Consider the following 12,586-nt stretch of genomic DNA (forward strand, 5'->3'; position numbering starts at 1 on the left):
CCACAGCAGAAATTTGACTGCAAACGACAGTGCGCGCACTGAGGAAGTCGCCTCCCCCTTGGACCAAGTTGTGCGGTGCCATGAAAGGCTGCTTTGGGGAGGTGCGCAGTAAGTTTGATCATCCTGTCAAATGTCCGCCCTAGGGCCAGTCATGCCTGTTCCCTCCTCAAGGAGCCTCGGCTTTGCAAAGGCCACTTCGTGCGCCTAGCAGACACCATTGAAGGTGCTAGCGGCCCCCCTTGATGCAGGCAACGCTTAAACTGTGCCGTCTAATCGCCGTGGAAACCCTTATTTCCCGGTAACCTGTTGTTTCTGTGACCTCTGGGTTCGGGGGAGTGCTCAAAGTTGCCTCTGCGAGAGTACGCTACAAAGGTATTCAAAATGCTTCTGGGCCATGCCGCGATAGGCGCGCCACCCGTCTGCCGTGTTCTGCGCAACTGCATCTGACAAAACGGCAAGGGGGCTGCCATCCGAGCGGGCCAGGATCAGGGTCTGAGCGGCCTTTTCGAAGAAATAGAGATCCTCGAAGGCCTCCGCCACCGTATCGCCGACAATGGTGACGCCGTGGTTGCCCATGACCAGTACCGATTTGTCGCCAATCGCATCGGCCAGCCGCTCGCCTTCCTCGGTGGCATCAGCAATGCCACCAAAAGAAAGGTCATAAGCCGTGCGCCCGTAGAACCGGGCCGTGTTATTGTCGATCGGCACCATCGTCGGGTCCTTGAGGCAGGCCAGCGCAGTCGCATAGGGCGAATGGGCATGCAGCACCACCCGTGCCTCGGGCAGGCGGCGGTGCAGGGTGCCGTGTACACACCAAGCCGAGGCATCCGCCGTTGCGGGTGTTTCCCTGGACTGGCTGTCCAGCAACAGCAAGTCCTCTGGCGCGATGGTGTCGAAATGCTGCCATTTGGCGTTTAGCAGAAACTGCTGCCCATCGGCTGAGACCGCTGCGCTGAAGTGATTGCCGACGCTTTCCGACCACCCCAGCATGTGGCAGATACGGAAGGCATTTGCCAGATCCGCGCGCAGGACCGTCTCGGTATCGGGGAGTGTTGCTGCGTAGGTCATGCCTTGAACCGCCCTTCGCTGACCAGCGCACGATAGGTGGAGCGCATTTCGGAGCGGTCCACGTAGCAGCCGCGCAGATAACGGTCGCCGCTGGTTGCCGTATAGGCGGCGCGGCCATGCACGATGCGGTGGTTGTCAAAGACCATGCATTCGCCGCCCTTCATCAGGAAACGCATCATGTATTTCTCTTCCTGCAGCATCCGACCAAAGCGGCAGAAGGCTGGGTAGTAATCGTCCAGCAGTTTTTGGTCGAGGTCGAAGATATCGGCCATATGCTGGCTGATAGTGAGGCCCTCAACCTCTCCGTGCTGATCCAGCTCGATCACATACTGGCGCGAGCGCGCATCATAGGTGTCATGTTCGCAGTAAAACGGGATCGGTACCTCGGTCAGCAGCTTGAAACCCTCGGGGTCGCGCTGGCGGAAGTCATTGGCCACCGCAACGCCATCGGCATAAAGGCTGTCACCACCTTCAACCGTGTTGACGCGGCAATGCAGGAACTGGATGCCGGGGGCGAACTCCTCGGCCGGGGTGTCGGTGTGCAGTTCCAGCGCGCCAGCGGTATAGGCGGTGTTGGTCGGGTTGATGTGGGTCTTCACATCGAAATAGGTGCCAAAGAAGGTCGGGCGCACGCAGCCCATCAGCTCGGCTGTTTCGGTCAGCCCTTCATCGGTGTCCGGCATGTCGGTCAGGATGGTGAAGCCGTGCACCAGCATTGCCTCGATCCATTTGGCGCGGGTGGTGTCGTCCGCCACCAGCTCTGGCTGGGAAAACCGTGGGACCGAGGGGTAGTGGTCGCCGAACCAGGCGACGCGCGACAGATCGGCGGGATCGTGGCGTGTCTTGCCGCCCGCATAGGTTTCAAGCCAGGACAGGGGCAGGCGGGTGACGTGGTCCTCGCCCAGCCACTCGATCACCAGTATGTCGCCCTCGACCTCAGCAGTTTTGGCGCGCGGGGCTACGTCCAGGTGGAAGATGTCAAAGCTGCGCTCGCGCGTGACGGGGCTGAAGGAACTGGGGCAGTTGTCGCGCAGCCAGTAGTAGTTGAAGTAGTGTGTCTTGCCGTCGGGCAGCGTAATGTAGAGGCCTTTTTCGCCAAGACCGGTTACGGCAGGGATAGCGAGGGAGGAGCTGAGATCGTTCATGGAGGAGCCGCGTTTGTTGATTTGCTTTCTGCCATGCAGCATTTCACGGGAAAGGGCCTTGACGACAGCCTGTTTCGGGTGAAGATAACTTAAACTATGGATTAAGTTATTCGATGGAACATCTCCCACCACTGCGCCTTCTTGTGACCTTCGAAGCCCTGTCGCGGCATGGTTCGATGCGGGATGCGGCGGCGCGTCTGAACGTGACCCAACCCGCAGTCAGTCAGGCGGTCAAGGCGCTGGAGGAACACGTGGGAGTCGCGTTGTTTGACCGGCGGGTGCGGCCCGCGCGCCTGACAGATGCCGGCGAGATGCTGTCGCGGGCAGTGCGTGAAGGGTTGGGGCGGATTGCGGCCACGCTGGAGGATATCCGGGCGTTGCATGCCATCGGGGAACGGCAGGTGACTGTCTCTTGCACCGTGGGAATGGCGACCTACTGGTTGATGCCAAGATTGCCAATGTTTTACGCGGATTACCCGGATATTACCGTAAACGTGCAGGCTCCGGCGAGCGACCTTCCGGTGATGACGCCCGGTATTGACGTGGCTTTGCGCTATGGCAGTGGTGGCTGGCGGGAAGGGCGCACGGAAAAGCTGTTTTCTGAAGCGATTTGCCCAGTCGGTGCGCCTGCTTTGGTAGATCGGCTGTTGGCCGAGGGATGCGCGCTTGCCCAGGCGCCGCTGATCCATGTGCGCAATCCAAGCAATGGCAACTGGGCGGGCTGGGAGGACTATTTTCAGGCTCGCGGCATCCTGCGTCCGCGCGGTGGAGGTCAGGTGTTCAATAATTACGTGCAGGCGGCGCAGGCGGTCTACGACGGGCGTGGGCTTATGCTAGGGTGGCGGTCGATCACGGGGCAGGCAGAACGGGACGGAGCACTGAAGGCCTGGCCTGAGGGGGCATTGGATCTGGGCACAGGATATTTCGTTACGACGGCCAGCGCACCATCGCAGGACACGGGTTTTTTCCTCGAATGGGTGCGCAGGGAAGCCGCTGCGTTTTAAATCCTTTGCACCAGCAGCCAGTCGATCAGCTTGCGCACGTCTCGGTGCCTGCGCAGATCGTCTCGCTCCACCAGAACGAAATTTGTCTGCATGGGAAGGTCCAGATCAAAAGGCGCAACCAAGCGTCCCTCGTCCAGCGCGCGGCGGGCAAAACTGCGTGAGATGAGCGCGCAGCCGTGCCCCGCCGACAGGATCTGCATTGCGATCAAGGAGGAATCGGCCTTCATCCAGTGAGGCGGGCGCGGGGCATCAATGCCGCAGTGATGAAACAGGCGGTCCCAATCCGTTTCCGATCCCACGACCTGAACAATATCCGCGTCGGCTAGGGTTTCCTGATCGGGCTCCGTGCCAAAATGGGCGGCATAATCCGGGTGACACACCAGCGTGGCTCCCTCCACGGGGAGCGGGTGGACCGTCTGCTCTGGCCATTCCCCTTCGCCATAGCGGATGTCCAGATCGACCCCGGCGCCATCAATCCGGTCTGACCAGACTGCGGTGGAGAGTTCGACGTCGATCTCCGGAAACTCCAGCGCAAAATCGCGCAGCAGCGGTGCCAGGATAAGGGCTGCAAAACTGATAGAGCAGCGCACGCGGACGACCGATTTGCTTTGCACCCGAAACAGCCCATCGGTGGCCGCCTGCATTTCGACAAAGGATTTGCGGACCGGGATCGCATAGGCCAGCCCGATATCCGTCAGTTGCACGCCTTTTGGCAGGCGCTTGAACAGCTGAATGCCAAGATGATGCTCCAGCTGGCGGATCTGTTGGCTGACGGCGGCAGGCGTCAGGTGCAGCTCCTCCGCGGCCGCGCTGAAGGAACTGTGACGTGCCGCTGCCTCGAAGGATCGCAGCCAATTGACATGAGGCAGCCTGCGCATGGGAGCTCCGTTGTGTAACCGGCCCATCATGGGCTGCCGCCAAATGGGTGGCAAGCCCTCCTGCCACAACCTGATTTGGGTCAAAGCAGTCATAGACATTGTTTGCAGTTCGGGGGCGCCCGCGCGCATCTGGAGACACGTTTCCAGCAGCCGGACCTACGCCAATGACCGAAGCCCCACTAGAGCAGGATTACGACTTTATCATCGTCGGTGCAGGCTCGGCCGGATGCGTTCTGGCCGAACGTCTGACCCGGTCCGGTCGCCATCGCGTGTTGCTGCTGGAGGCCGGCGGCAGCGACCGGAAATTCTGGATCAAGCTGCCGGTGGGCTATGCAGTTACATTTGCAATGGCGGCATTGAACTGGGGCGATCACGCGGCGCCGGATGTGGCATTGAACGGGCGGTCCATCTACTGGCCGCGGGGACGGGTGGTCGGCGGGTCGAGTTCGATTAATGCGATGGCCTATGTCCGGGGGCTGCCGCATGACTTTGACGACTGGGCGCGCGCGGGGGCCGAGGGCTGGAACTGGACGAAGGCCCGCGACACCTATCAAGCGCTGGAGACCCACTCGGATGGCACGGGCGATGGTCCCGTCTGGGTGCAGGATTTGTCCGATCAGATGCACCCTTTCTCGGATCATTTTCTGCAGGCTGCGCAGGAAGCTGGTCTTGGCACGGCAAAAGACATGAACGCAGAGGGCGCAGAAGGGCTTAGCCATTATCGCAGCACCGTTCGCGGCGGGATGCGCTGGTCCTCCGCCGATGCCTTTCTACGGCCAGCCCTGCGTCGCCCGAACCTGACGCTGCTGACCCGCGCCGAGGTGCAAGGGCTTGACCTGGAAGGCGCCCGCGTCGTCGGTCTGCAATATACCCGCGGTGGCCAGCGATGCACTGCCCGCGCTGGGGAAGTGATCCTCAGTGCAGGCGCCATCAATTCCCCCCAGCTGTTGCAGCTGTCGGGCATCGGCCCTGCCGATCTGCTGCGGGAGCATGGGATTGAGGTACGCCACAACCTGCCGCAGGTCGGCGAAGGGCTTCAGGATCATCTTGCTATTTCGTGGCAGTTTCATGCGCGGGAGCAGACACTCAACGCGGTTCTCGGCACCCTGTCCGGGCGACTACGGGCAGGGGCGGCATATGCCCTGACGCGGCGTGGCCCTTTGTCTGTGCCGGTGAACCAGATCGGAGGCTTTGTGCGCTCTGGTGCGGATGCTCAGGCCCCGAACCTGCAACTGTTCTGCAATCCGGCGTCCTATGAGATCACCCCGAAAGGCAAGGTGGTGATGGACCGGCAGCAAGGCTACTTGCTCTCGGCGCAGCCCTGTCGCCCGACCAGTCGCGGCCGCATCCGGATCCGCTCTGCCGATCCGCGCGAAAGGCCGCTGATCGAGGCGAATTCACTGGCCACGCCCGAGGATCGCGGGATGGCTGTACGTGCCAGCCGGGTGCTGCAGAGATTGGCAGAAACGCCTGCGCTCAAGGCGGTGACATCCGGCTGCAAGACCAAGGGCTTTGCCGATATGGAGGATGAGGCTCTGCTGGAGGCCTTTCGGGCGCGGGCCTCAACGGTCTACCACCCGACCTGCACCTGTCGCATGGGGGAGGGGCCACAGGACTCAGTCGTTGACGGGCGGCTGCGCGTGCATGGCCTGGCCGGGCTGCGGGTGGTCGATGCCTCGGCCTTCCCCAACATCACCTCGGGCAACACCAACGCGCCCACAATGATGCTCGCCGCGCGCGCAGCAGATCTGATCCTGCAAGACAGCAGTTGATCGCCCCAATCAATACGGAGCAGCATATGCGCCTTGAGACGCTTGAAACCTTTGTCGTCGGCAACCCGCCGCCCCGCCACGGCGGGCGCTATTTCGTTTTCGTCCGGGTGACGACGGCCTGCGGCATCACCGGTGTCGGTGAAATCTACAACGCCACCTTCGGGCCGGATGTATGCTGCGCCATGGCGCGTGACATGTTCGAGCGCCAGTTCGAAGGCGCTGATCCACAGCAGGTCGAGCTGTTGTTCCGCAAGGCCTATGGCGCGGGCTTCACCCAGCGCCCGGACGTGAGCGTCATGGGCGTGTTCTCGGGCTTGGAAATGGCCTGCTGGGATATTCTCGGCAAGGCCGCGGATAAGCCGGTTGCGGACCTTCTGGGCGGGCGCGTGCATGACCGCCTGCGCAGCTATTCCTACATCTACCCCACCGGCGGCGACGTCTATCCTGACCCGGATCAGCCCAATGCCTACAATGACCCGGGCATCGCGGCCGAGATCGCGGTGCAGATGGCGGATCAGGGCTTCACGGCGTTGAAATTCGATCCGGCCGGACCTTACACCATCTTTGACGGCCACCAGCCTCGGCTTGAGGACATCAGCCGCTCGGTCGCCTTTTGCCGCGAAATCCGCGCGGCGGTGGGGGACCGTGTCGATCTTCTCTTTGGGACGCATGGGCAATTCACCGTTTCGGGCGCGCTGCGGATGGCGCGGGCGCTGGAACCCTTTGATCCCTTGTGGTTCGAGGAACCGGTGCCCCCCGAAAGCCCGGAGGCCATGGCCGAGGTCGCCCGGTTTACCTCCATCCCCGTCGCCGCGGGGGAGCGTCTTTGCACCAAGTATGAGTTCGCCCGGGTACTTGAGACAGGTGCGGCCTCGATCCTGCAGATGAACCTTGGTCGTGTCGGGGGGCTGCTTGAAGCCAAGAAAATCGCTGCCATGGCTGAGGTCAAACAGGCGCAGATCGCACCACATCTTTATTGCGGACCGATCGTGGCGGCGGCCAATATTCAGATCGCGGCGGCTTCGCCCAATTTCCTGATCCTAGAAAGCATTGGCCGTTTCGATGGCCCCTACATGTCCTGCGTAAAGGGCGGTATCGAATGGGAGGATGGCTATGTCCTCCCTTCGCGGGCGCCCGGACTGGGGCTGGAGCTTGACGATGCCGCAATCGCTGCGCAGCCCTACGAGGGGCGCGAACTTCACCTGACACTCGACATCGCACATGTGACACCCTGAAAGGCAGAGAGACCATGATTGTTCTGAACGAATTCTATATCGGCGGCGACTGGCAGGCGCCTGACAGCAGCCAGACCATGCCCATCCTGACCCCGTCGACGGGCGCGCAGGTGGGGCAGGTGACTCTTGGCAATGCGCAGGACGTGGATCGCGCGGTAGCGGCGGCGCAGGCCGCCTTTGTCAGTTATTCCATGACGATGAAGGATACGCGGCTGGCCCTTTTGCACCGACTGGCAGAGGTGATGCAGGCCCGCATGGAAGACCTTGCACAGGCGATCACTACTGAAATGGGTGCGCCGATCACCATGTCGCGCGAGGTGCAGGCCGCGTCGGGGCTTGGCCATCTTGAGGCGTTCATCGCCACGCTTGAGGCGCATCAGGAAGAAGAAGCCCTGACCAACGGTGATATCGTCAGCCACGAACCGATTGGCGTTTGTGGATTGATCACGCCGTGGAACTGGCCGATCAACCAGATCGCTCTGAAGGTCATCCCGGCGCTGGCGGCGGGCTGTACCTGCGTTCTGAAACCTTCGGAGCATACGCCTCTATCGGCGCAACTCTTTGCTGAAATGATCCACGAGGCGGGCTTCCCGCCTGGGGTATTCAACCTCGTGTTCGGTGACGGCCCGTCGGTTGGCGCTGCCCTGTCCCGGCACAAGGACGTGGCGATGATGTCCTTTACCGGCTCCACCCGCGCAGGCAGTGCGGTTTCGCGCGATGCGGCGGAGACGATCAAGCGGGTGGCACTGGAACTGGGCGGCAAATCTCCCAATGTGATCTTCGCCGATGCCGATCTGGAGGCGCGCGTGACCGAAGGTGTGCGGGAGTGTTTCGACAACACCGGTCAGTCCTGCAATGCTCCCACCCGGATGCTGGTTGAACGCAGCGTCTATGATCGCGCCCTCGACATCGCCCGCAGCGCCGCCGCGGCCCAGGCGGTCGGCGATCCGCATCAAGAAGGCGATCACATTGGCCCGCTGTTTGATCAACTGCAATATGACCGCGTGCAACGGATGATCCAGATCGGCATGGACGAAGGCACACCCTTGCTGATTGGCGGGCTGGGACGCCCCGAAGATCTGCCAGCGGAACTGGCACAGGGCTGGTTCGCCCGGCCAACGATCTTTTTCGATGTCACCCCGGAGATGACACTCTGGCGCGAGGAGATCTTTGGTCCGGTTCTGGTGATGACGCCCTTTGACACCGAAGCAGAGGCCATCGCGCTGGCCAATGATACCGATTATGGGCTGGACGCCTATATTTCCACCGGGGACGAGGCGCGGGCCCTGAGGATGGCGCGGTCCCTGCGTGCAGGTGGTATTCACATCAACGGGCGGGCCACGGATTACGGTTCGCCGTTTGGCGGGTTCAAGCAATCGGGCAATGGCCGCGAGGGCGGGCGGTTTGGACTTGAGGACTTTCTGGAAGTGAAGGTCAGGCCGCCCTTTTCTGCCTGAGCAGCGCGTCAATGACACCAAAGACACGGGACGCGAAAGGATATCGCGCCCCGTTTTTCATAAGGTCCGGCCTTACTGGTCCAATAGCTTTGCCAGCGGCGCCGAAAGGCCGGTGGGAATGACTTCGTACCCCGGTTCTTCCGGCTCGTCGTCGGTCATCTCGGCGGGGAAGCCGGGCGCGGTGATCGACAGGCCGGTGGCCTCTTCCAGCCTGCGGATGATGTTGGGCGAGAGTTCCCGTTCACCGAACCGCGCGATCCCGTCGTTCAGAATTCCAACCATCAGGGGGCTGATCTCCAGTGGAACGTCATGGGCCTCCGCGATGCTCTGGAACAGACCGATGTCCTTCTTCACCAGATCCATTGTGAAGGAAATGTCGCGCGATCCGTTCAGGATGACCTGGCTTTCGGTTTCATGCACGAAGGAGGTGCCGGAGGAGATCTTCATCGCCTCGTATGTGGTGTTCATGTCCATACCGGCGGCTTTCATCGTTACCAGCGCCTCGCAGCAGGTCAGCAGATTGGCCGTCGCAAGGTAGTTTGTCATCACCTTGAGGATCGAGGCACTGCCGATATCGCCGGTGTGCAGGACCCGTCGGCCCAGGGTGGTCAGTGTTGGCAACATCCGTTCAAAGGTGTCCCGGTCGCAGCCGGCGAAGATCGAGATATTGCCGGTGTCAGCCCGGTGACAACCGCCGGAGACCGGGCATTCCATGGTGGCGCCGCCGCGCTCGGCGACCAGGGCCGCCAGGCGTTTCACCTCGCCTGCATCGGTGGTCGACATTTCCATCCAGATCTTGGAGCTGTCGACGGCTGGCAGCATTTCCTCGACGACTGCTGCAGAGGCGGCCGGGGAGGGCAGGCAGGTGATGACAGCGTCACAGTCCTGCATCAGCGCCAGGGGGCCACTGGTGGGCTTGGCACCGCGCGCGACGAATTCGGCCACAAGGTCGGGGTTGAGGTCATGCACCGTGACATCGAAACCATTGCGCAGCAGGCTGCCCGCGAGCTTGCCTCCTACATTGCCGAGGCCAACAAAGCCGATCTTCATAGCGGGTGTTCCTTTATCCGAGTGCTATCGTGACAATCCTGACCGGCGATTGCACGGCGGTAAAGCAACCGCTCTTGGCCCAAAGGGGTGGTTCGGATTGCAGCAAGTAGTTTCGCGGATCGCTTGGCGGCGACCCCCTGGTTTCAGGCGGGGCAAGGCGCTGGGCTGGTGGGTAGGTTTGGTGTTTCAAGGCTCATCTCTTGCTCTCTCCAGCGCTCTCGCATTTACCTTGAACGGTGCGAATGTCCTGCACAGGGATGGAGCTAAGGCCAGAAACCCCGGCGTTGCGATCATAGTAGACGTTGGCAAACGGCGCTGCGGTGGACAGCCCTACCTCTGCAACGGCGAAGTTGAAGACCGCATGGACGGTGCCGAAGATCCGGGTAATGCTGCTGCCAGCCAGCCCACGCTTGATCAGGTCATCACGGAACTTGTTCGCGTCAGCCTTGGTGCAGTCTGTCAGTGGTTTGTCTCCGCAGACGTCGATCACGTAGCGTCAAGAACGGTGGGCCGCACGGTGGAAGGTCTCAGGGCGTCCCTGACCTTTGAGACGCAGATACGTCAATACAGCCTCCGACAGCGTCAAAACATCAGATGTGACAGTAGTATCCTCTCCAGAGAGATGAGCCTGCCGGGTCAGACCATGCCGGAGAAGGTTTTTGTCAGGGAGTTCCGCATCCTGTGTGCGAAGATGGTACCAGTACTCGTCCAGCTTACATACAGCCCTGTTCGCCCGCGAAAGAGCGATGGAACGGGATCTGGTCCTTAGGGAGTAGGAAATTTTGCCCGACGAGTAGTGCTGTCGCAGGTCTACTGGGATACGGCGGGTGAAGTAGTAGATGCCTTCCTTCACGAAGACACGGCTGCGTGAATTGTTCTCCAATTTGTTCTACGCCTCGTCTTGATCAGTCCAAAAACTGATGCAAAACAATGCCCTGAACGAAGGAGATGGTGCCCGGGGGCGGAATCGTTTCGGGCAAGTTTGCCTTAAGTGGATAATCTGCAATATATTGAATTAATTTAATAATTTTCCTTTGCCACTCCTGACCCCAATCTTTAATGCTTCTGTTTTGTGGGGCGATTTGTGGGGCAAAATGTATGACTGACAGCATCAAGCAACGTGGCAAGATCTGGCATCTTAATTGGAGGGTTCCCTCTCGGTATGCAGAGGTGGAAAGCCGGAAGAAACTGGAATTCTCTTTACGCACCAAAGACAGGGATCAAGCCGTAGAAAAGGCGGCGGTCTACAAGACTGCGTTTCGTGCGCAATGGGAGACGATGCTCGCCGCACAAGTGCCCTCTTCGGAAAGAGACGCCTATGACGCCGTCGTCGCTGTGGCTCAGTCCCGGGAGCTGAAGTATCGCCCTGTGCAGGAATTGGTCAAAGACCCTCTCCACGAGATCATGGAGCGCTTGGACAGCATCCAAAACCAGCCACCCACGTCTCCGGTGGTAACTGCTGCGCTCGGTGGAGCTCCTTTGCCAAAAACCAAGGTATCGGAATTTCCCGAAAGCATGGCGCGCCTGCGCGCTGACGAGATTCAAGGGAAGACGCCGGATCAGCTGCGTCAGTGGAAAAACAAATGGCTTCGCGCCGCCAGCGCTTTTGTCGAGAAAGCTGGCGATCGCCCCATGTGCGAGATCACAATAGTCGAAGCCCGGAAATATCAGGATCACTGGAAAGAGATTCGTGATGGCGGGCGCACGACGGACCATGTCAACAAGCAGATTGGGCACATGGAACATATGTTGGACGCCTACTACGAGGATCTTGGCATCACCGAATACCAGAATCCATTCCGGGGCTTGCACCTCAAGCCATCCGGGCGTGAAATCAAAACAGCCACCTCGCGGCCCAAAGAGACCCCCGTCGTATGGATAAGGGATACTCTGCTCAATGATAAGAAGATGGGAGGCCTGAAAAGGCAGGCCCATGACATAGCGATTGTCACAGCAGAAACCGGCACCCGAGCCAACGAAGTCTACAACGTTCCGCCCCCGGACATTCATCTCGATCACGAAATCCCGTATATCAGCATAGACATGCGTCTCGATGGTGATAATCGGCGTGAAATCAAAAACCTGTCTTCGGTGCGCAAGGTTCCTCTTGTTGGCCACGCTCTTGAGGCCATGCGGAGAAATCCTACTGGCTTCCCTGACTATCGAGGAGGGGGCAGCTATTCGGGCTACATCAACAAATTCATCCGGAAAAACAATCTGCTTCCCGACAACGGTGTCACGATTCGTGGCTTGCGCCATGCATTTGAGTCCAGGCTTAGGGTTGCCGGTGTAACCAACGAAGAGCGCGCCATGCTAATGGGGCATTCGCTCAAAAAACTTCGCGGACGCGAGGTCTACGGCGACGCGACAGAACTGAAGATCCGAGCGTTGTTTCTGGAGATGATCGCATTCCCGACCAAGGACTGGAAACCACGGTCGATCGCGGTGTTGAACGCCGAAATCGATCGCATCCTCGAAGAGGAAGGGTTCAGGCTGCGATAGCGAATTTCCTGTCCCGTGTGTCGGCAGCCCGTCGCAAAATGCGATCCATGTCGCTCTCGGCAGTCTCCAACGCCGCCAGTTCCGCCTCCAAGCGTTGGTAAAGAGGCAAAAACACCCTGCCATCTTCACGCCCAGCGATAATTTGTGCCAATTGATCGAGTTTTGCTTCGATATTCGATCGCGTGTAAGTCATTGATTTCATGAGCCTCCGGATTAGGAGGTCGGGAAGTGGGGTCGTTCACTGATCTGCAGAAATTTGAATCAAGCCAAGTTAGGTCATGGTCCCTGGCTTGCCGCGGCAGTGAGAACAGATTGATCGCACGGTCAATCAAAAGACGATCCTCATATTGATCGAGCAATCACCAGTCGATACTCCTATGAAAAATTGGAGGGCAAATTGGCTGAGCGGTTTCACATTGCTGAATGGTACGGCAGACCTTTCTTGGATCTGCAGACCCAGGAAAGAGTAGCGCTT

12 protein-coding genes are annotated in these 12,586 nt (G+C 60.0%); 5 read left to right on the plus strand and 7 right to left on the minus strand.

Going from position 1 to position 12,586, the window contains the following annotated elements; genetic code table 11:
- Nucleotides 1-339: 339 nt before the first annotated feature.
- Together SM763_RS19735 and SM763_RS19740 are read right to left on the minus strand one after the other, a co-directional pair.
- Entirely contained in the window at nt 340-1,068 is a 729-nt protein-coding gene (locus SM763_RS19735) for a class II aldolase/adducin family protein (protein ID WP_368999507.1), read from the minus strand.
- A complete protein-coding gene (locus SM763_RS19740) occupies nt 1,065-2,213 on the minus strand; it encodes a TauD/TfdA family dioxygenase (protein WP_368999508.1) in 1,149 nt (382 codons plus the stop codon). Before SM763_RS19740 ends, SM763_RS19735 begins: the two co-directional genes overlap by 4 nt.
- Before the next feature lie 113 nt (nt 2,214-2,326).
- Here SM763_RS19740 and SM763_RS19745 point away from each other — a divergent pair, with 113 nt between their 5' ends.
- Complete coding sequence (locus tag SM763_RS19745) at nt 2,327-3,217, plus strand: LysR family transcriptional regulator (RefSeq protein WP_368999509.1); 891 nt, start codon at nt 2,327-2,329, stop codon at nt 3,215-3,217.
- Here the strand turns inward: SM763_RS19745 and SM763_RS19750 are convergent.
- Nucleotides 3,214-4,095, minus strand: coding sequence for a LysR substrate-binding domain-containing protein (locus SM763_RS19750; RefSeq protein ID WP_274838735.1), 882 nt, complete (start codon nt 4,093-4,095; stop codon nt 3,214-3,216). The two genes, SM763_RS19745 and SM763_RS19750, sit on opposite strands and share 4 nt — an antisense overlap.
- Nucleotides 4,096-4,259: 164 nt before the next feature.
- On the opposite strand from SM763_RS19750, the gene SM763_RS19755 reads away from it, so the two are divergent.
- The 3 genes from SM763_RS19755 to SM763_RS19765 are packed head-to-tail and all read left to right on the plus strand — an operon-like array spanning nt 4,260 to nt 8,559.
- Nucleotides 4,260-5,867 carry a GMC family oxidoreductase gene (locus SM763_RS19755; protein WP_368999510.1) on the plus strand — a complete coding sequence of 536 codons (1,608 nt, stop codon included), beginning with the start codon at nt 4,260-4,262 and terminating at the stop codon, nt 5,865-5,867.
- Between the two features lie 26 nt (nt 5,868-5,893).
- Nucleotides 5,894-7,102, plus strand: coding sequence for a mandelate racemase/muconate lactonizing enzyme family protein (locus tag SM763_RS19760; protein WP_368999511.1), 1,209 nt, complete (start codon nt 5,894-5,896; stop codon nt 7,100-7,102).
- 14 nt (nt 7,103-7,116) lie between these two features.
- Nucleotides 7,117-8,559 carry an aldehyde dehydrogenase family protein gene (locus tag SM763_RS19765; protein WP_368999512.1) on the plus strand — a complete coding sequence of 481 codons (1,443 nt, stop codon included), beginning with the start codon at nt 7,117-7,119 and terminating at the stop codon, nt 8,557-8,559.
- A 72-nt stretch (nt 8,560-8,631) separates the two neighbouring features.
- On the opposite strand, the gene SM763_RS19770 is transcribed toward SM763_RS19765, so the two are convergent.
- The 3 genes from SM763_RS19770 to SM763_RS19780 form a co-directional block, all read right to left on the minus strand.
- Complete coding sequence (locus SM763_RS19770; protein WP_274831493.1) at nt 8,632-9,609, minus strand: NAD(P)-dependent oxidoreductase; 978 nt, start codon at nt 9,607-9,609, stop codon at nt 8,632-8,634.
- Nucleotides 9,610-9,802: 193 nt separating this feature from the next.
- Nucleotides 9,803-10,099: a hypothetical protein gene (locus SM763_RS19775; protein ID WP_368999513.1), complete on the minus strand. Its 297-nt coding sequence runs from the start codon at nt 10,097-10,099 to the stop codon at nt 9,803-9,805.
- Between the two features lie 6 nt (nt 10,100-10,105).
- Complete coding sequence (locus SM763_RS19780) at nt 10,106-10,462, minus strand: DUF6538 domain-containing protein (RefSeq protein WP_368999537.1); 357 nt, start codon at nt 10,460-10,462, stop codon at nt 10,106-10,108.
- A gap of 245 nt (nt 10,463-10,707) precedes the next feature.
- Here SM763_RS19780 and SM763_RS19785 point away from each other — a divergent pair, with 245 nt between their 5' ends.
- A complete protein-coding gene (locus SM763_RS19785; RefSeq protein ID WP_368999514.1) occupies nt 10,708-12,111 on the plus strand; it encodes a DUF6538 domain-containing protein in 1,404 nt (467 codons plus the stop codon).
- Here the strand turns inward: SM763_RS19785 and SM763_RS19790 are convergent.
- Entirely contained in the window at nt 12,098-12,313 is a 216-nt protein-coding gene (locus SM763_RS19790) for a hypothetical protein (RefSeq protein ID WP_368999515.1), read from the minus strand. The two genes, SM763_RS19785 and SM763_RS19790, sit on opposite strands and share 14 nt — an antisense overlap.
- Nucleotides 12,314-12,586: the final 273 nt, after the last annotated feature.

Origin of the sequence: Pseudophaeobacter sp. C1-32P7 (assembly GCF_041008775.1) — a bacterium.
Classification (GTDB): Bacteria; Pseudomonadota; Alphaproteobacteria; order Rhodobacterales; family Rhodobacteraceae; genus Phycobacter; species Phycobacter gallaeciensis_A.